General features: G+C 69.9%; 17 protein-coding genes and 1 tRNA gene. 12 read left to right on the top strand and 6 right to left on the bottom strand.

The window, feature by feature from the left end; all coding sequences use genetic code 11:
• Positions 1 to 16: 16 nt before the first annotated feature.
• The 4 genes from nudC (at position 17) to ACQP2X_RS45015 (ending at position 2,849) form a co-directional block, all read left to right on the top strand.
• Complete coding sequence (nudC, locus tag ACQP2X_RS45030) at positions 17 to 943, top strand: NAD(+) diphosphatase (protein ID WP_498701256.1); 927 nt, start codon at positions 17 to 19, stop codon at positions 941 to 943.
• Between the two features lie 95 nt (positions 944 to 1,038).
• Positions 1,039 to 1,926, top strand: coding sequence for a phytanoyl-CoA dioxygenase family protein (locus tag ACQP2X_RS45025; RefSeq protein WP_498692307.1), 888 nt, complete (start codon positions 1,039 to 1,041; stop codon positions 1,924 to 1,926).
• 72 nt (positions 1,927 to 1,998) lie between these two features.
• Complete coding sequence (locus tag ACQP2X_RS45020; RefSeq protein ID WP_498692306.1) at positions 1,999 to 2,388, top strand: hypothetical protein; 390 nt, start codon at positions 1,999 to 2,001, stop codon at positions 2,386 to 2,388.
• A complete protein-coding gene (locus tag ACQP2X_RS45015; RefSeq protein ID WP_498692305.1) occupies positions 2,385 to 2,849 on the top strand; it encodes a hypothetical protein in 465 nt (154 codons plus the stop codon). The genes ACQP2X_RS45020 and ACQP2X_RS45015 overlap by 4 nt, the downstream gene beginning before the upstream one ends.
• Here the strand turns inward: ACQP2X_RS45015 and ACQP2X_RS45010 are convergent.
• Positions 2,842 to 3,087 (bottom strand): mycoredoxin, encoded by a 246-nt coding sequence (locus ACQP2X_RS45010; protein ID WP_097318005.1) that lies wholly within the window; start codon positions 3,085 to 3,087, stop codon positions 2,842 to 2,844. The genes ACQP2X_RS45015 and ACQP2X_RS45010 overlap by 8 nt on opposite strands.
• Before the next feature lie 81 nt (positions 3,088 to 3,168).
• Here ACQP2X_RS45010 and ACQP2X_RS45005 point away from each other — a divergent pair, with 81 nt between their 5' ends.
• The 3 genes from ACQP2X_RS45005 (at position 3,169) to ACQP2X_RS44995 (ending at position 6,217) form a co-directional block, all read left to right on the top strand.
• Positions 3,169 to 5,301 carry an ATP-dependent DNA helicase UvrD2 gene (locus ACQP2X_RS45005; RefSeq protein WP_498692304.1) on the top strand — a complete coding sequence of 711 codons (2,133 nt, stop codon included), beginning with the start codon at positions 3,169 to 3,171 and terminating at the stop codon, positions 5,299 to 5,301.
• A 126-nt stretch (positions 5,302 to 5,427) separates the two neighbouring features.
• Positions 5,428 to 5,712, top strand: a complete 285-nt coding sequence (locus tag ACQP2X_RS45000) for a hypothetical protein (protein WP_498692303.1) — start codon at positions 5,428 to 5,430, stop codon at positions 5,710 to 5,712.
• 142 nt (positions 5,713 to 5,854) lie between these two features.
• Positions 5,855 to 6,217: a WhiB family transcriptional regulator gene (locus tag ACQP2X_RS44995; protein WP_097318008.1), complete on the top strand. Its 363-nt coding sequence runs from the start codon at positions 5,855 to 5,857 to the stop codon at positions 6,215 to 6,217.
• Between the two features lie 272 nt (positions 6,218 to 6,489).
• Here the strand turns inward: ACQP2X_RS44995 and ACQP2X_RS44990 are convergent, their stop codons facing one another.
• The 4 genes from ACQP2X_RS44990 to ACQP2X_RS44975 form a co-directional block, all read right to left on the bottom strand.
• Positions 6,490 to 7,752, bottom strand: a complete 1,263-nt coding sequence (locus tag ACQP2X_RS44990; RefSeq protein ID WP_498692302.1) for a M18 family aminopeptidase — start codon at positions 7,750 to 7,752, stop codon at positions 6,490 to 6,492.
• A 5-nt stretch (positions 7,753 to 7,757) separates the two neighbouring features.
• On the bottom strand, positions 7,758 to 9,113 hold the full coding sequence (locus ACQP2X_RS44985) for an ABC1 kinase family protein (RefSeq protein WP_498692301.1): 1,356 nt from the start codon (positions 9,111 to 9,113) through the stop codon (positions 7,758 to 7,760).
• A gap of 855 nt (positions 9,114 to 9,968) precedes the next feature.
• A complete protein-coding gene (locus ACQP2X_RS44980) occupies positions 9,969 to 11,099 on the bottom strand; it encodes a hypothetical protein (protein WP_498692300.1) in 1,131 nt (376 codons plus the stop codon).
• 213 nt (positions 11,100 to 11,312) lie between these two features.
• A complete protein-coding gene (locus ACQP2X_RS44975; RefSeq protein WP_015625326.1) occupies positions 11,313 to 11,474 on the bottom strand; it encodes a DUF5679 domain-containing protein in 162 nt (53 codons plus the stop codon).
• Positions 11,475 to 11,904: 430 nt separating this feature from the next.
• Here ACQP2X_RS44975 and ACQP2X_RS44970 point away from each other — a divergent pair, with 430 nt between their 5' ends.
• Entirely contained in the window at positions 11,905 to 12,438 is a 534-nt protein-coding gene (locus ACQP2X_RS44970; RefSeq protein ID WP_498692299.1) for a M48 metallopeptidase family protein, read from the top strand.
• A 59-nt stretch (positions 12,439 to 12,497) separates the two neighbouring features.
• Entirely contained in the window at positions 12,498 to 13,094 is a 597-nt protein-coding gene (locus ACQP2X_RS44965; RefSeq protein WP_498692298.1) for a hypothetical protein, read from the top strand.
• 121 nt (positions 13,095 to 13,215) lie between these two features.
• On the opposite strand, the gene ACQP2X_RS44960 is transcribed toward ACQP2X_RS44965, so the two are convergent.
• Complete coding sequence (locus tag ACQP2X_RS44960) at positions 13,216 to 14,454, bottom strand: zinc-dependent metalloprotease (protein WP_498692297.1); 1,239 nt, start codon at positions 14,452 to 14,454, stop codon at positions 13,216 to 13,218.
• Positions 14,455 to 14,544: 90 nt separating this feature from the next.
• Here ACQP2X_RS44960 and ACQP2X_RS44955 point away from each other — a divergent pair, with 90 nt between their 5' ends.
• The 3 genes from ACQP2X_RS44955 (at position 14,545) to ACQP2X_RS44945 (ending at position 18,791) form a co-directional block, all read left to right on the top strand.
• Positions 14,545 to 15,576 carry a YlbL family protein gene (locus ACQP2X_RS44955; RefSeq protein ID WP_498692296.1) on the top strand — a complete coding sequence of 344 codons (1,032 nt, stop codon included), beginning with the start codon at positions 14,545 to 14,547 and terminating at the stop codon, positions 15,574 to 15,576.
• Between the two features lie 79 nt (positions 15,577 to 15,655).
• Complete coding sequence (locus ACQP2X_RS44950) at positions 15,656 to 18,628, top strand: UPF0182 family membrane protein (protein ID WP_498692295.1); 2,973 nt, start codon at positions 15,656 to 15,658, stop codon at positions 18,626 to 18,628.
• 89 nt (positions 18,629 to 18,717) lie between these two features.
• Positions 18,718 to 18,791, top strand: a tRNA-Met gene (locus ACQP2X_RS44945).
• Positions 18,792 to 18,918: the final 127 nt, after the last annotated feature.

The following is an 18,918-nucleotide window of genomic DNA, read 5'->3' as shown; positions in this document are numbered from 1 at the left end:
TCCGGAACAGCCCGACCTGCACGAGCAGCCCGGTTCGCCACCTCTGGCCCGCACCACCCTCGACCGGGCCGCCCACCACCGTACTGACGAAGCCTGGTTGTCCGAGGCCTGGACCAGGGGCCTGGTCCTCGTGGTCGACCTGTCCAAGGGCGGCCGGGCGCTGGTCCGGGACGACGCCCTCGTCCTGGTCACCTCGGACGAGGCGCCGGAGGGCGAGCACTGGTTCCTGGGCGAGGACCGCGACGGCACCCCGCTCTGGACCATCGACGCGCCGCTGGCCGAGATCGAGGGCACCCGCGCGGCGACCCTGCGCGACGTCGGCCACCTGCTCAGCGACCGCGACGCCGGCATCTTCACCACGGCCGCCGCGCTCGGCAACTGGCATCGGAGCCACAAGTTCTCGCCGCGTACCGGTCAGCCGACCAAGGCGATCGAGGCCGGCTGGGCCCGCGTCGACGACGACGGCAACACGATGTGGCCGCGCACCGACCCGGCCATGATCGTGCTGGTGCACGACGGCCGGCCCGGGCCCGAGGGGCGCTGCCTGCTCGGCCACAACGCCACCTGGGGCGCGGCGCCGGACGGCGGCCTGCGCTTCTCGTGCCTGGCCGGCTACGTCGAGCCCGGCGAGTCGGCCGAGGCCAGCGTCGTGCGCGAGGTGGGCGAGGAGGTCGGGCTGCGGCTGAGATCGCTGCGGTACGCCGGCAGCCAGTCCTGGCCCTACCCGGGCTCCCTGATGCTCGGCTATCACGCGACGGCCGACCCCGACCAGCCGCTCACGCTCGACCCGGCGGAGATCGACGAGGCGCACTGGTTCTCGCGCGACGACATCGCGAAAATGATCGCGGGCGACTATCAACACCCGGAAACGGGTGTCCGGATGGGCCTTCCGATGCCTTCTTCGATCGCTTTCTATCTCATTGAGAGCTGGCTGGCTGTTTGAACTTTCTCTAATCAGAAAAGTTTTCTGCTTCCTGGGTAACCTTCGCGCGCCACCGACTCGTCTTCGCTATACAAAGACCGAGAGGTGGATATTCGATGACGCAGGTGGAAGCGCCCGCATGGGCACCGATGACGGCCGATGAGCGCGCCCGGTTCGACCGGGACGGCTTTCTGGTCGTACGCGGAGTGTTGTCGCCGAGCGAGATCGACGTCGCCCGCGCCGCGATACTCGGCGCCTACCAGCGCGCCGGCGAACCCGGTGGTCACGGCCTCGGGCCGACCGGCGCGCTGCACCAGCTGTCGGCGGTGACCTCGCTGCCCGAGCTGGCCTTCCTGCTCGACCATCCGGTGGCGTTCCGCTACATCTGGTCGCTGCTCGGCTGGAACGTGCACGTCTATCACTCCCACATCGACGTGCATCCGCAGATTCAGGTGAAACAGAAGGACTGGTGGCACTGGCACCAGGACGGCGGCCGGCAGAACCGCGAGATCGAGACCGATCCCCGCCCGATGATGTCGGTGAAGCTGGCCTATTGGCTGTCCGATGTGAGCGAGACCGGGCGCGGTAATTTCACCGTTCTGCCGGGCAGTCACAAAACGAACTGGCTGCCCGGTCCGCCGACCCGCGGCGTTCCGTGGCCGCAGCCCGAGGGCGCCATCCAGATCACGGCCGACCCCGGTGATCTCGTCGTCTTCGACCGCCGCCTCTGGCACGCCCGCTCGGACAACTACTCGACGATCACCCGGGTCGGCGCGTTCTTCGGATATACCTATCGCTGGATCGCCGGCCGGGACGAGACCGCGGACCTGCCGAACCGGCCGGAGTGGGCGGGCTTCTCCGACGTGCAGCGTCAGCTGCTCGGTCACGCCGGTGACGGCAGTGGCGACCACGCGTGGGGTCACTTCCCGCGGACCACCCCGCTCTACGGGGCGCTGAAGGAGCGCGGTCTGCTGGACTCCAGCATTCCGGCACTGATTCCGTAGGGTCCGGATTAACATCCGTATGTGGGACAAAACGGGACATTAGTCAAGACGGCGACGGCGGCGGGCCGCAACGTGCTCGAGGCGCTCGAGGACGAGCACCCGGCGCGGTCGCTGTCCCGGCTGAGCGACTCGCCGGCCGCGGTCCGGCTGCTGCGCGAGCTGTTCACCGTGGCGGTCCGCCGCAGCTTCGTCGGGCGCGACCCGCGCGACGTCACCGGATATGTGCGCGACCTGCTCGAATATCAGTCGCTGCCGACCGGCGGCGGCCTGGCCCGCGAGGCCGAGGCGGTGATCCGGTCGGCGGTCGGCGAGCCCGACCTGGCGTACCGGATCCCGGACCTGCGCCGTTTCGAGCTGATCTGTTACGTCGTGGGTGATCTGGTGCGGCCGCCCGGCATCCCGCCGGCCCACCTGGCCGACCTGGTCGAGCAGGCCGAGCACCGGGTGGAGCGGTCGTCGTGAGCGCCGTCTTCCCGCCCGAGCCGCGGCTCGGGCACCTGCTCCAGGCGGTGGCCCGCAACGACGTGCCGGCCCGGCTGGCCGCGCCGGCGGGCGACACGGAACGCCGCGTGTGGGAGATCGCTTTCGGTCTCATGGTGCGCCGCCGCTTCCTCACCGACAGCCCGCTGGCCGAGATCGGGCGCAGCGTGGCGACGGCCGTGAACTTCCACGCCGCGGCGGCGCTGCCCGCGCTCGACGCGGAGATGCTGGTGCGCGAGGCGCTGGGCGAGAAGGTGCCGGTGGAGGACATCGACGTGGCCGTCCGCTCCGGCGTACATCTGCTGTTGTCGGCTTCTCTCGCCGACGAGCTGGCGATGACCGACGGCGAGCTCGACGACCTGATCAAACAGGCCGAGAAGCTCGCCGTCCCGATTCCTATGCCGGTGGTGGTCGCGGACGAGCCCGCGGAGGAGGTCAGCTAGCGGCCAGCGCGGCCAGGTGCTCCTTGACCTGGACGATGGACGGGTTGGTCAGCGCCGACCCGTCGTCGAACTTCAAGGTCGGCACCGTCTGGTTGCCGCCGTTGACGCTCATCACGAAGTCGGCCGCGGCCGGCTCGCGCTCGATGTCCACGACGTCGTAGGCGATGCCCTCGCGGTCGAGCTGCGACTTGAGGCGGTGGCAATATCCGCACCAGGACGTCGAGTACATGGTCAGCATCGGTCAGGATCCCTTCGGATGGGTCACATGGCACAGCGCCTTCAGGCACAACGCCCACCGCTGGTGTCATGATTCCCAGTTGTGCTGACTGATGCGGTGCTGGCCGGGCTGGACCCCGAACAGCGGACGGCGGTGACCGCCCCGGCGGGCCCGGTCTGCATCCTGGCCGGCGCGGGCACCGGCAAGACCCGCGCGATCACCCACCGCATCGCCTATCGGACGCTGGCCGGCGAGGTGAACCCGCGCCACATCCTGGCCGTGACCTTCACCGCCCGCGCCGCCGCCGAGATGCGGTCGCGGCTCACCGAGCTGGGCGCCCGCGGCGTGCAGGCGCGCACGTTCCACGCGGCGGCGCTGCGCCAGGTGCGCTACTTCGCTCCGCGGCTGCTCGAGGGCCGGGCCATGCCCGAGCTGCTGGAGAGCAAGGCCCGCGTGGTCGGGCTGGCCGCGGCCCGGGTGGGGGTGCGGGCCGATCGCACCGGCGCCCGCGACCTGGCCAGTGAGATCGAGTGGGCCAAGTCGTCGCTGGTCGAGCCGGGCGAATATCCGGTGGCGGCCACCAAGGCGCTGCGCGAGCCGCCGTACGAGCCGGCCAAGGTGGCCGAGGTGTTCGCCGCCTACGAGGAGCTCAAGCGGCGGCAGGGCGTGATCGACTTCGAGGACATGCTGCGGGCCGCGGTCTGGGGCATCGAGGACCACCCGGACGTGGCCGAGCAGATCCGCGCCCAGTACAGGCACTTCGTGGTCGACGAATATCAGGACGTCAACCCGCTCCAGCAGCGGCTGCTGGAGGCGTGGCTGGGCGGGCGCGACGACCTGACGGTGGTCGGCGACGCCAGCCAGACGATCTACTCGTTCACCGGGGCCACGTCGTCGTACCTGATCGACTTCCCCCGGCAGCGGCGCGAGGCGGTGGTGGTCCGGCTGGTCCGCGACTACCGGTCCACCCCGCAGGTGGTCGGTCTGGCCAACGCCGTGATCCGGCAGGCGCGCGGCAACGAGGCCCGGCTGCGCCTCGAGCTGGTCGGCCAGCGGCCGCCCGGTGCCGAGCCCGAGCTGAAGATCTTCCCGGACGAGACGGGTGAGGCGGCCGCGGTCGCCAAGAAATGCCGTGAGCTGATCGGGGCGGGCACGCCGGCGAGCGAGATCGCGGTGCTCTTCCGGACGAACGCGCAATCCGAGACGTACGAAAAGGCACTGGCCGAGGCCGAGGTGCCGTACGTCGTCCGCGGGGCCGAGAGGTTCTTCGAGCGCACCGAGATCCGCCAGGCGATGATCGCGCTGCGGGCGGCCGTGCGGTCGATTCCCGGCGAGACGCCGCTCGTGCAGGCGGTCGTGGAGGGGCTGGCCGCGACCGGCTGGCAGCGGGAGCAACCCCCGGCCGGTGGCGCCGCCCGCGAGCAGTGGGAGGCGCTGGCCGCCCTGGTCACCTTGGCCGAGGAGTACGCCAAGAGCCCCACCCTGGAGCCGATCGGGCAGGCCGGGGCCGTGCAGCGCGACCTCACGCTGTCCGGCTTCAACGAGGAGCTGGCCCGCCGGGCCGAGCAGCAGCACGCGCCGACCGTGGCCGGTGTCACCCTGGCCTCGCTGCACTCGGCCAAGGGCCTCGAATGGGACGCGGTCTTCCTGGTCGGTCTGGCCGACGGGACCCTTCCGACGACGTACGCCAAGACGCCTGAGCAGCTGGAGGAGGAGCGCCGCCTGCTCTACGTGGGGGTCACGCGTGCGCGGCAGTACCTGTGGCTCTCGTACGGCCAGATGCGCTCGTCGGGCGGCCGGGCCCGCCGCCCCTGCCGCTTCCTGCCGCAGCTCGAACGCCACTCGACCACCGAGCGGGCCGGCGCCGACCGGAGTCGGAAACCCGACCGAAGGCGCCCGCAGGTCTCGTCCTGCCGCATCTGCGGGGCCACCCTGCTGGCCGGCGCCGACCGCAAGCTGGGCCGCTGCCCGACCTGTCCGTCGGACCTCGACGAAGATCTCTACGAGCGTCTGAAGACTTGGCGCGCGACTATGGCCGAGGAGCTCAGCGTTCCTGCGTACGTGGTGTTCACCGACGCCACTTTGGTGGCGATCGCGGAGCGCCGTCCAGGTAGCCCGGCCGAGCTTCTGGCGATCGCGGGAATCGGGCCCCGCAAGCTCGGCCAGTACGGGCCCGCGGTGTTCGCTCTGGTAGGTGGCGCCGACCCACTTTCGGCCGCCGCGGAAAAACTTTGAGAATCAACCCCTTAATTCGTTTGCCCTCCCGTGCGGGGCAGGCATAGCCTCAGGACACAGCTCACCGAGCGGGAACGTTCGGCGAGGTCAAGACACGAGTGCAAGCAATTGGAGGAGGTGGCAGACATGGAGATCTTCGAGATGACGATGACGCGACCGTCGATGCCGCTGACCCTTGCCTGCGCTCCGTCCGCTCTCCAGCCGGCTGCCCCCGTGGCAGTGCTGGCCGCCGAGCGGGCTCCGGTGTCGCGGGTGCACCAGGTCTCCGCTCAGGCCGAGCTGGCGGAACTGGGTCGCGGCGGCGCCATCAGCACCAAGAGCACCACTGGGTTCGTGGGCAGCAATGTCTCCATCTCCAAGCGCTACACGGATGGTGGCAGCGGTGTCCCGCCTCGAGGAAGGCCGGTCTGACAAACAGACCTCCGGCTCACCTCGAGGCCGCGGAACCCGTAACCGGGATCCGCGGCCTTAATTTTTTGCCGGCTCATCGGCCGGTGCACGACCTGAACGGCGATCCAGAAGATCGAAGAGAAGAGAGAGGTGACCGGGCTTTATGAGTCTGGCGCTGGCCCCACTCGACGTGAGCGTCGAGATCGAGGCAAACCTGCCCTGTCGGAAGTTCGACCCGGACCTGTGGTTCTCGGACTCCCCGGCCCAGCTGGAACTGGCCAAGTCGCTCTGCGGGGACTGCCCGCTGCGCGTCGAGTGCCTGGCCGGTGCGGCCGAGCGGAACGAGCCCTGGGGTGTCTGGGGTGGAGAGATCTTCGAGCGCGGTGCCGTGGTTCCGCGCAAGCGGCCGCGTGGCCGTCCCCGTAAGGCCGACGTGGCGCGCGACGCCGAGCTGGCCCACGAGGTCGAGGAGCGGCTCGCCGCGAACGGTCTGGACTCCCGCAACTCCGTCCGCCTGGCGGCCTGACATGCACACCCTCCCCAACCCCCTTACCCGAAAGCCGAGCATCGAGATGAACCCGAACGGAACGAAGATGAGACTCCTCCAAGAAGCGTTGTCCCGTGCCCGAATGCGTCGGCCTCAGAGTGACTACACACCTGAGGCACACCGTCCCGCCCGTCGAGTAGCCATGGAGGCCCAGCACCGGGCCTCGCGCGAGCTCGGTGGAGGGCGTTTCTAGACGCTTTTCAACAGACAAAGGCCCGTCCGCTCACTGAGCGGACGGGCCTCTTCGTGTTCTACGCCGACAGGAAGACCTCGATGGCGGCGGCGAGGTAGGCCGGATCGTCGACGTGGGTCAGCTCGCGGGCCGAGTGCATCGACAGCAGCGGGACGCCGACGTCGAGCGTGGGAATGCCGAGCCGGGCCGCGGTCATCGGGCCGATCGTCGAGCCGCAGGGCACCGCGTTGTTCGAGACGAACTCCTGCCACGGCACGCCCGCCTCGGCGCAGGTGCGGGCCCAGAGCGCGGCGCCGGTCGCGTCGGTCGTGTAGCGCTGCACCGCGTTGATCTTCAGCAGGGGCCCGCCACCGGCCACGGGACGGTTGACCGGGTCGTGCTTCTCCGGGCGGTTCGGGTGTACGGCATGACCGGCGTCCGAGGAGAGGCACCACGACCCGGCGATGGCCCGGGCCAGATCGGCGCGGTCGCCCCCGAGCGCGGACGAGACCCGCTCGAGCACGTCGGCCAGGAACGGGCCGGCCGCGCCGGAGCGGCTCTCGGAGCCGACCTCCTCGTGGTCGAACGCGGCCAGGATCGCGATCGCGCCGGCCGGCTGGGCCGCCAGCAGCGCGGTCACCCCGGCGTGCACCGAGGAGAGGTTGTCGAGCCGGGCCGAGGCGAAGAGCTTGCCGTCCTGGCCGAAGCGGGCCGGGGCGGCGCTGTCGACGGTGATGATGTCGTATCCGGCGACGGCTTCGCTGTCGATGCCGGCCAGCCCGGCCAGGTGGCCGACCACGTCGGCCTCGCTCGCCGCGCCGACGCCGAAGACCGGCTGGACCTCGCGCTGCCGGTCGGGCGCGAACCCGTTGTTCAGCTCGCGGTCGAGGTGGATGGCGAGGTGCGGGATGCGGGCGAACGGGCCGGTCCGCACCAGGTGGCTCGTGCCGTCGCGGTGGACGACCCGGCCCGCGAGCTCCAGTTCACGGTCGAACCATGAGGCGACGATCGGACCCCCGTACACCTCGACCCCGGCCTGCAACCAGCCGTAAGCGGACGTCGAGGGTTTGGGCTTGAGCTTGAAGCCGGGCGAGTCGGTGTGCGCGCCGAGGATCCGGAACGGGGTGCCGGCGGCCGCGCCCTCGGGGATCGCCAGCGCGATGACCGAACCGTCCCGCACGATGAGCAGCCGCGCGCCCGGCCGGACGTCGTCGCGCCAGTCGGCGGTCTCGTCGAGCGTGCGATATCCGGCCTCGCCCAGCCGGCGGGCCACCTCGGCCGCCGCGTGATAGGAGCTGGGTGAGGCGGAGACGAAGGCGGCCAGATCGTCGATGTGGGTCATGGCCTTCAGGCTACGGGCGCCTCGTGCGCGAATCCCGGCAGCCACTTCTCCAGGATGCCGCGGTAGGGCGCGCGGGCCTCGAGCTGGCACAGCACGCCGATCGAGCCGAGCGTCACCCGGTGGATCAGCAGGTACGACGGAGGCAGGTTGAGCTTGCGGCTGAGCTGGTAGGCCGGCGAGCGCGGGTTGCTGAGCCGGGTCGCCTCGCCGCGCAGCCAGGCCCGGGTGAACCGGAACTCGTCGACCGCGACCGGCTCGATCATGGGCCGCAGGAAGTCGAGAACGGCCCGGGCGTCGATCTCGTCGTCGGGCTTGATGAAGCCTTCCTCGCGCAGCCCCTCGGCCACCCCGTCGGCGTCGTCGTCGAGCGCGAGGCGCACCAGCCGCCCGATCGCTTCCGGGTGCCCGCCGGGGAGCCGGGCCACCGCGCCGAAGTCGATGACGCCGAGCCGCCCGTCGGCCAGCATCCGGAAGTTGCCCGGATGCGGGTCGGCGTGCAGCAGCCCGGCCCGGGCCGGCGCCGAGAAGTGCAGGAGGGCCATGAGCCGCCCCGCCTCGTCACGCTCCTCCTCGGTGCCGTCGGAGATCACCTTGGCCAGCGGCGTGCCCTCGACCCACTCGGTCACCAGCACCCGGGGCGCCGAGGCGATCACCTGGGGAACATAGATCTCCGGGTCTCCGGCGTACGCCGTGGCGAAGGCCCGCTGGGTCTCGGCCTCCATGGCGTAGTCGAGTTCCTCGGTGATCCGGTCCTTGAGCTCGGCCAGCAGCGGCTTGATGTCCATGCCGGGCTGGATGATCTTGAACATGCCGGCCAGCCGGGACAGCTGCTTGAGATCGGCCAGCAGGGCTTCACCGGCGCCCGGATATTGCACCTTGACGGCGACGGGCACGGTCTTGGGCTTGGCGTTCTTGCGGGCGGGCGGAAGTTTCCACACCGCGCGGTGCACCTGCCCGATGCTGGCCGCGGCGGCCGGGCTGTCGTCGAACTCGGCGAAAAGGTCACGCCAGTCGTCGCCTAGCTGCTCGGCCAGCGCCTTGTGGAGGCTGGCGACCGGCATGGGCGGCGCCGCCTCCTGAAGCTTGGTGAGCGCCTGCCGATAGGGCCCCGCCATTTCTTCGGGCATGGCCGCCTCGAAGACGGACAGCGCCTGCCCGAACTTCATGGCGCCACCCTTGAGCTGCCCGAGCACGCTGAAGAGCTGCTCGGCGGTGCGCTGCTGAATGTCGGCCGAGATGACGTCGGTCGCGATCCCGACGGCACGCTTGCCCAGCCCGAGAGCCGTCCGCCCCGCGAACCCAAGAGGAAGCGAGGCCAGCTTGGCCGTCCGGGCCGCCGCCCGCCGCGGTATGTCGCTCACCAGATCATTGTGACCGACGCCGCGCCGTTACTCGGCCCGCCTGGGGCGGCTTCGCCCTACTCGCCCGCAAAAGTCCGTTACAAGTTTCCCACCCCTCCACAAATCCCGCCCCGCCCCACCACAACCTCCACCCACTGCCCACAGCCGCCCGACTCGTCTCCCGCAGCACCCCCGTGCCCACTTCCCCGCATCAGTCCCGGGGGGACCTACCGCGGTGGTCCCGCTATGCGCTGTCTTCCCCGCAGCCGCCCGGCTCGTCTCCCGCGGCACCCCTTTGCCCAGCGCCGCCTGCCGGCCCGCCACACCCGAGGTCAGCTGCCGCACACTCCCCGCATCCGTCCCGCGCCGCGCACCTACCGCGATGGGCGGCGTAGCGCTGTCTCTCCCACAGCCGCTGTCCCGGCCAGTTTTCGGTCGGCCATCACCCGCGGCCACCGTGTCGGCCGTCCGCCCCCACGCCGTCTTCGGGCTGGCCGTCTTCGACCACGGGCCTCCCGTCGCTCGCTGTCGTCGCCCGCGTCGCCCCCGCCCGCCCGCGTTGCCCTCGTCCGCGTCGCCTGCCTGCTCGCGTCGCCCGCCTGCTCGCGTCGCCCGCCTGCCCGCGTCGCCCCCGTCCGCGTCGCCCGCCCGCCCGCGTCGCCCGCCCGCGTCGCCCGCCGTCGCCTGCGGGCTGTGCGTGTCGACGGTGTCGCCGAATGCCCGGCTTCGCCTTGCAAGCTGCCCTCGCTCGGTCTTCCCTCGTCCTCGATGTGGTGGCCCCTGGCGACCGGCCACCGTGTCGTCTCGTTGCCGGTCTCGGTCGGCGGCTGCGCTGTGGGGCGGTGTTGCTTCCTCGGGCGGCTCCGGTCGGGGGCCTCATGCGTCAGTCGCGTTTCTCTGGCGGGGTGGGCGCGGCTCGGGCGCGTTGTTCTTTCGCGGCCTGCGGGTGGTGGATGACTGGGACGCGCGTGGGCGGTGGGTGCAATCGCAGAGGGGGTGTGGGGTCCACGTTCGGCGGCGGAAACGGGCCGGGCCCGTGATCTCGATCGAGGCACCGAGGGTTTCCGGGGTGTCGCCGTCCAGGTAGGCGAGGGCCTCCGCGACGGCGTATGCCGTGGCGGCCAACAACGTCGTCACCGCGCACGGCTCGGGACCGAGGTTGCGGGGCGCGCCCGGCCAGTTGGCGTCCCTGTCCAGGCGATGGAGTTCCAGGCAGGCCAGGCATGGGCCGCCCGCCTGGGGGACCAGCGGGCCGATCATGGCGGCGCCGTCCCGGATCGTCACCGCCAAGTGGGGCTGGCGGCGGGCGGCGTGGGCCGCGGCCACCAGGGCCGCCGGCTTGTCGTGGTCGAGTTGGACGACCAGGGATGGTCTCGCCGTTCTGAGGTGGCGTGTTTCGGTGCCCGGCATGGCCTGGGCCACCGCTTCCGCTATCGCCTCGCTCCGCGGCGTGCCTATCGTGCTCTTGCGGAGCGGGCCGGCCGACAACTCGTCCTCGTGGACCGTGCCGGGGACGTCCGCCCGCACGTGGCCGACGCCCGCCTCGGCCAGCGCCACCGCTATCGGCGCGGCCAGACGGCCACGCCCAGTGATCATCACGGAGGCGACCCGGCGTCGCCGGAGGGTGGTGGTGGGTGCGCGTCCGCCTTTCGCCACCGGTGCGGCTCGCCGGTCGTGGAAGGCCAGGGCCGTCGCCTCGCCGACCAGCCTCTGGTGGACGGTGCCGGTGGGGGTTCGCGGGATCACGGCGGCGGCCGGCAGGGCCAGGCCGGCCGTGTGCAGGAACTCGAGGACAGCCCTCGCCTGGTCGGCGGGAATGCCCAGCTCGATGGCCCGGAGCAGGATCAGGCGCTCGGGGCGGGTGCCGTCGAGCAGGTCGAGGATCTCGGCGGCGCGGGGGTCGGGCAGGCGCAGCAGGACGGATCGGGCCGGGTCGGCGCCCAGCTGCAGCTCGGTGTCGTCGCGCCAGACCCGGGGGAGTCCGGGCAGAAGGAGAGGGCGGTTCACGAGTGACAGCATGTCACCGCGGCGATGCGGAGCGAGTTCGTTGTCCACAGGCCCACACCGCCCGTGAAGCGGGTTATCCACAGCAGTGGACGAGCTATCCACAGGCTAGAGGGTTGTCCACAACCTCACTCAACGTGCTCGGTTCGCTGGGGATATGGCAGTGCCGGGTAATGCACCGGGGAGGGCGACCCGCCCTCCCCGGTCGGGTGACGACTAGGCCTTGGCCTTGCCCAGGATGCGGTTGACCGTGGTCCCGCACACCGGGCACTTGCCCTTGGCCATGTTCATGCCGGTCTTCGAGACCTCGACGGTCCCCTGGAAGTCGCGCTTCTCCTTGCACTTAACGCAGTAGCCGTTGTACGTGTTGTCGGCCACGGTTCCTCCTAGTCAATGTTGTCGGCCGGGGTGGGCCCGAGCGACCTTGTTCGGCGCTGGACCGATCCGCGACCACGTGGATGTGGCCACCCGTCAGGGCCGTCCACTACCCAGGTCAAGCCGGTTCCATGTCAGCGCGGCCCCGGTGGTGTCGGCGCCGACGTGAGTGTGCCGGGAGGAATCGCCCTTTTTGGCCACTTGTGCCGCAACACGCCGGTGATTGCCTTCAAACGGTCGTAAAAGGGACGCGAGGCACGTGCGCTAAGTTGGCACGCTGTCATCGATGTTGCGGCTGTGGAAATTTTTTCCGGTAATACAGGGAGCAACTACGCATATCCGGCGGGTGTCATCCGCCGTACTCTTGCGGTGACATGGGTCTCACGGATTAGCGTCTCAACGTGAACCCGAATCTGGGCCTCGCGAGCCGGTGATGGCCCGGACGCGCAAGCCTGTCGTCGAAGTGCGGCGCAGCCAGCGCCGGCGTCGCACAGTGTCCGCGTACAGGGACGGTGAGCGCGTGGTCGTGCTCATCCCGGACAGGTTCTCCCGTGCCGAGGAGACCGAGTGGGTCGAGCGCATGCTGGCCCGCCTCGAGGCCCGGGAAGAGCGCATCCGCCGTACGGACGACGAGTTGTTGTCCCGGGCCCGCCGCCTCACCAGCCGCTACCTCTCCGACCACGCTGAGCGGGTCCGCCCGGCCAGCGTGCGCTGGGTGACCAACCAGAACGGCCGCTGGGGTTCCTGCACCCCCGACGACGGCACCATCCGCATCTCGCACCGCATCCAGGAGATGCCCGACTGGGTGATCGACTACGTGCTGCTGCACGAGCTGTCCCACCTGGTCGTCCCCAGTCACAGCGCCAGCTTCTGGGAGCTGGTCAACCGCTATCCCAAGGCCGAGCGCGCCCGTGGCTATCTCGAGGGCATCTCGGCCGCGACCGGGTTGGTGCTGGCCGACGACTGACGCTTGCGCTTGCTTCGGCCGTACGACCTGAGGCCGCACCCGCCGGTAGGGTGGCCTCCGTGGTGAAGAGGCTCGTGGCTGCGCTGCTGGTGCCCGTCGAGTGGAGCCCGCCCGGCGTCGGGCTCGCCGCGTGGCGGGCCGCGATGGCCGAGGACGTGGTCGACCTTCTCGCGCGCCTGGCCCAGGCCGAGGCGGCCATCGCGGCGGTTCCCGGTGATCGTGAGCTGGCCGAGGAGATCGCCTGGCCCGGCATGCGGATCTACGAGGTGCCCACGGCGACCTACGGCCCGGTGCTGGCCGCCGCCGAGGCCGACGGCTTCGATCAGGCCGCCGTCATCGCGGCCGACGCCCCCGACCTGCCCGGCATGATCCTCGGCAAGCTCCTGCGGCCCTTGGAGACCAAGGCGGTCGCGGTGGCCGCCGGTGGGCCCGGCAACGGCCTTCTCGGCCTGGCCACGAGCCTTCCCGCCCCGTCCTGGCTCGCCGACCACGACCTGGAAACGGCAACGGCACAGATTCTCCGGCGTACGGCTCCTGAGCCCGGCGCCGTCTCCTCGACCCCCGAGTGGCGCCGCCTGCGCGGCCCGGCCGAGCTGTCCTCGCTCGACCCGGCTCTGGAGGGCTGGGAGAACACCCGGGCCCTCCTCGGAGGTTGAAGCTCGAGTTGCAGCTCAGCCCGCAGCACGCGGCAAAGGCTGGGGACGGCAGCAGATCGCGCTGTCGAAGCGGTGCTGTGGCCGATCCGTACTTCTGAAAAGCCGGACCGGCCACGGCCAGTTACTTGCCCTCGTCTTCGCCCTTGTCGAGGTTGTCGAGCTCGCTGATGTCCCAGTCGGACTCCGCCTGGGCGAAGGCCTGCGGGTTGGCGAAATCCTCGTCGGTCGGCAGCAGGTCGGGGTGACCCCACAGAGCGTCACGGCCCTGGATGCCGCGCTGCTCGGCCACGGCGGCCCAGAGAGCGCCCGCCTCGCGCAGACGGCGCGGACGCAGCTCGAGGCCGACCAGGGCGGCGAAAGTCTGCTCGGCCGGGCCGCCCGCGGCGCGGCGGCGGCGGAACGCCTCGCCCAGCTGCACCACCGAGGGCAGGCGGTCGCCGGCGGCGGAGTCGACCACGTGACCGACCCAGCCCTCGATCAGGGCCAGCGCGGTCTCGAGGCGGGCCAGGCTCGCCTTCTGCTGCGGCGTGTCCTCGGGCGTGAAGATGCCCTCGAGCGCCATGGCCTGCATCGACTCGGGGTCGGTGGGGTCGACGCGGCTCATCGCCTCTTCGATGGCGTCACGGTTGACCGTGATGCCGTTCGCGTACGTCTCGACGGCGTTCAGCACGTGGGCCCGCAGCCACGGGACGTGGCCGAACAGGCGCTGGTGGGCCGCCTCGCGCAGCGCCACGTAGAGCCGGACCTGGTCCTCGGGGATCTCGAGACCGTCGCCGTAGGCCTTGATGTTGGCCGGGACGAGCGCGGCCGTGCCGGTCGGGCCGAGCGGCAGGCCGATGTCGCCGGCCGAGAGCACCTCGGCCGCGAGCTGGCCCAGCGCCTGGCCGAGCTGGCCGCCGAACAGGGCGCCACCGAGCGTCGCCACCATCGACTGCATCGGGCCGAGCTGCGCTTTCGCCTCATCGGGGACGAGATCGCCCATGGCGCCCACCATGCGGCCCGCGATCGGGTCGCACAGCTTCTTCCAGACGTCGAGGGTGTTGTAGATCCACTCGTTGCGGTTCCAGGCGGCGGCCGATCGGATGCCGCTCGGCAGCGCCGAGGCGGGGTCGAGCCACAGGTCGGCGAGGCGCAGCGCCTCCTCGACCTGGTTGCGCTCGTACATGTTCACCGCGGGGTCACCGGACGCGGACAGCTGGCTGGCCGCGACCTGCCGGGCCAGGTCCCAGTTGACCGGGCCGCTGCCGGGGCCGGCGAACATCTGCTGCAGCTGCGCCATGAACTGCTGCATCTGCTGCGGGTCGGAGGGGTCGGGCGGCTGGGCGCCCGGCAGGGAGAAGCCGAACGGGATATCAGGCACGTAGTCAACCGTACGCGGGAAACGCCCGCTCCGGACCGATGGCGGTGTCAGCTCAGAGAGAACTCAGGCAGGGGGGATAGTCTCACGCGCATGAGACGTCGTGGTGTCACGGTAATCCTCGGCGCCCTGATCACCGCCCTGCTGGCAGTCGGTGTCATGGCCGCACCCCTGCCCTATGTCGTGCTGAAGCCCGGCCCGACCGTCAACACCCTCGGTTCGGACAACGGCGCCGAGGTGATCCAGGTGACGGATGCCGCCAAGACCTCGACCTCGGCCGGGCAGCTCCGGCTGACCACGGTCAACGTGCAGTCGCAGGTGGAGTTGGTCTGGGCGATCAGCAGCTGGTTCAGCCACTCCGACGCGGTGGTGCCGCGTGAGCTGATCTACCCGCCGGACAAGTCGGAGAAGCAGGTCGAGCAGCAGAACGCCGAGGAGTGGACGGAGTCGCAGGCCAGCGCGGTCACCGTGGCGCTGAAGAAGCTGGGATATCCGGTACTCACCTATGTCAAGAAGGTCACCGCCGACGGCGCGGCGACCGGTGTGCTCAAGGCCGACGACGTGATCACCGCCGTGGACGGCACCAAGATCACCGATCCGAACAAGCTGACCGAGGTGGTCCGGGCCAAGCCGGCCGGCACCACGTTCACGATCTCCTACACGCGGGCCGGCAAGGCGGCGACCGGCAAGGTCACCACCAAGGCGAGCGGTGACGACAAGACGCCGCGCCTGGGCATCGAGATCGGCACGAAGCAGGACGCCCCGTTCAAGGTCAAGATCGACCTCAACAAGATCGGCGGCCCGAGCGCCGGCCTCATGTTCACGCTCGGCATCCTCGACAAGCTCCAGCCGGCCGACCTGACCGGCGGCAAGATCATTGCGGGAACCGGCACGATCGACGACAACGGCAACGTCGGCCCGATCGGCGGCATCCCCCAGAAACTGGTCGGCGCCAAGAAAGCCGGCGCTCAGATCTTCCTGGTCCCCAAGGACAACTGCGCCGAGGCACTGAAGAACGCCGTGGACGGTCTGCCGATGGCCGAGGTCGCCACCGTGGACGACGCGCTGACCGCCCTCACGACCTTCACCGGTGGCGGCACCCCCAAGCCGTGCTCGGCTGCGTGACAGATGTCGTACTGTGAGACACCGGCCCGACTGAATTGTGGAGCCTCCGTTGGTTATGCGAAATAGCCCTCTTCCGAGGATGAGCCGGCGCGGTCGCGTCACCGTCGGCGTCCTGGTCGGGGTCTTCCTTCTTTTCACGCTGCTCGGGTGGGGCATCGACGCGTACACCGATTATCTGTGGTTCAACGAAGTCGACTTCGTCAACGTCTTCTCCGGTGTTCTGCTCACCCGGCTCCTGCTGTTCCTGGCCATCGGCATCGCGGTGGCCCTGATCATCGCCGCCAACCTCTACCTGGCCTACCGGCTGCGCCCGCTGCTGCGGCCGCACTCGGCCGAGCAGGCCACCCTCGAGCGCTACCGGATGATCATCGCGCCTCGCCTGGGCACGTGGATCACCGTCATCACCGTGATCATCGGCTTCTTCGCCGGCCTGTCCGCACAGGGCCGGTGGAAAGACTGGATGCTGTTCCGCAACGGCGGTGACTTCGGCGTCAAGGACCCGCAGTTCAAGGTGGACATCGGGTTCTACATCTTCGACTACCCGCTCTGGCGCTACATCCTCGGCGTCGCTTTCACCGCCGTCGTGCTGTCGGTGCTGGGCGCGCTCGCGGTCCACTACATCTTCGGAGGGGTACGCCTCCAGGGCGTCGGCGACCGCATGACGACCGCGGCCCGGGCCCACCTGACCACTCTGGTCGCCATCTTCGTCCTGCTCAAGGCCGTGGCGTACGTGCTCGACCGCCGTGCCCTGCTCCTCGAGCAGCACGTGTCGCCGGGCCTTTACGGCGCCGGCTACACCGACGTGAACGCGCTGCTGCCGGCCAAGGAGATCCTGGCCTACATCTCCATCGTGGTGGCCATCGCGATCATCGTGTTCTCCAACGCGGGCATGCGAAACCTGGTATGGCCCGGTGTGTCGCTGGCCCTGCTGGCCATCTCGGCGGTGGCCATCGGCGGCATCTACCCGCTCGCCGTGCAGAACTTCTCGGTCAAGCCCAGCCTGGCCGAGAAGGAAGCGCCGTACATCAAACGCTCGATCGAGGCCACGAGAGCGGCGTTCGGGATCGACAGCACCGAGACGGCGCCCTACCGCGCCAACAACGTGGTCCCGCAGGCCGGCCTGACCAGCGACACCAGCGCCCAGAACGCCCGGCTGGTCGATCCGCAGCTGGTCTCGCAGGCCTTCACCCAGTCGCAGCAGTCCCGTGGCTTCTACGACTTCGGCAAGAAGCTCGACGTCGACCGCTACACGATCGACAACAAGACCGCCGACTACGTGGTCGGCGCCCGTGAGATCAACGACGACAAGCTGACCGCGCAGCAGCGCAACTGGCTCAACCGGCACACCGTCTACACCCACGGCTACGGCCTGGTGGCGGCACCGGCCAACCAGGTGGTCTGCGGTGGTCTGCCGTACTTCGTCTCCGGCTTCCTCGGCGACGACCGCCCGCCGGGCTGCTCCTCGGCCACCGACGAGATCAAGGTCGACCAGCCCCGCATCTACTTCGGCGAGCAGTCCACCGAGTACGCGATCGTCGGCCAGGAGGACGCGAACAAGAAGGTCGAGTTCGACCGTCCGCAGGAGGAGAACAACAACGCCGAGGAGCTGTACACGTACGACGGCAAGGGCGGCGTGCCGATCGGCTCGTTCTTCCGCCGGCTCGTCTTCGCGGTCAAGAACACCGAGAGCAACTTCCTGCTCTCCGACGCGGTCAACTCCAAGTCGCGGCTCATGTACATCCGCGACCCGCGCTCGCGCGTGGAAAAGGTGGCGCCGTTCCTGACCATCGACGGCGACCCGTACCCGGCCGTGGTCGACGGCCGGATCACGTGGATCCTCGACGGCTACACCACGGCCGCGACCTACCCGTACGCCCAGAAGATCAACCTGGCCAACGAGACGCGCGACGAGCTCACCGGACAGGGGCAGTTCGCCCTGGCCCGCGACGACGTCAACTACATGCGCAACTCGGTCAAGGCGACCGTCGACGCGTACGACGGCACGGTCAAGCTGTACGAGTTCGACGAGAACGACCCGGTGCTCAAGGCGTGGAACAAGGCGTTCGGCGGTGACCTGATCATCCCGAAGGCGGAGACGCCGGCGTCGCTCGAGGCGCACTTCCGCTATCCGCAGGACCTGTTCAAGGTGCAGCGCAACCTGCTCACCAAGTTCCACGTGACCGACCCGCAGGCGTACTTCTCGGGTCAGGACTTCTGGCAGGTGCCGAACGCGCCCGACTCGCCGTCCAGCAACATCAAGCAGCCGCCGTTCTACCTGAACGTGCAGCTGCCCGAACAGGACCAGACCAGATTCCAGCTGACGGCCGGCGTCACACCGGCCAACCGCGAGAACCTGGCCGCCCTGATCTCGGGCTCGTACGTGGACAACAAACCCGTCCTGCAAGTCCTCGAACTACCCGATCAGACGGTCATTCCCGGCCCGGTCCAGGTCCATCAGAAGATGACCAACAACGCGGCCGTACGCCAACAGCTGAACCTGCTGTCCAACAACGCCCAATCCCAGGTGCTGTACGGCAACCTGATCTCCCTGCCGGTCGAAGGCGGCGTCCTCTACGTGGAACCGGTCTACGTCAAGACCGGCAACCAGGACAACGCGGCGCCCCTGTTGCAGAAGGTCCTGATGTCGTACGGCGACGGCGGCACGTACGTGGTGCTCGCCGACAACCTGAAACAGGGTCTGGAACAGCTGGTCACCCAGGGCAAGAACGCGGGCGCCGGAACGGGCAACAACAACAGCGGCAACACCGGCGACGGCAACACGACGAACCCGCCGCCGGCCTCGCTGACCGGGGAGCTGGCCCAGGCCGCGGCCGCGCTCGACACGGCCATCGCCAACGTCAAGACCGCCCAGCAGTCCGGCGACTTCGCCAAGTACGGCGAGGCGCTCCAGGCCCTCGACACGGCGATGACCAACTTCCAGAACGCCCAGAAGGCCGCCACCGGAACCGCCCCCTCGACGGCGCCGTCCACGGCCCCGTCCGGAGCGGCCCCGTCAGGGTCAGCCGCCCCATCACCGACACCTGGCGGCTGACGGATCGCAGGTGGTGGCCCGCCTCACGGCGGGCCACCACCACCCGTTTTGCAGCCAACGACAGGGTTGCGCTAGTGTTAACAGGCCGACGCGGGGTGGAGCAGCTCGGTAGCTCGCTGGGCTCATAACCCAGAGGTCGCAGGTTCAAATCCTGTCCCCGCTACAAATGGGGAATTCCCTGTCCGCTGAGTGCGCGGACGGGGATTTTTCGCATGTCTGCCTGGGGGCCGAGCCCCCAGACCCCCACGGTGCGAGCGGGTGCGCTTGGTGGGTGGGTGCGCTTGGTGAGG

It is taken from the genome of Actinoplanes sp. CA-131856, assembly GCF_050956135.1.
Lineage (GTDB): Bacteria > Actinomycetota > Actinomycetes > Mycobacteriales > Micromonosporaceae > Actinoplanes.
The sequence above is the reverse complement of the archived record's forward strand: the minus strand, read 5'-3'. Positions and strand labels throughout refer to the sequence as shown.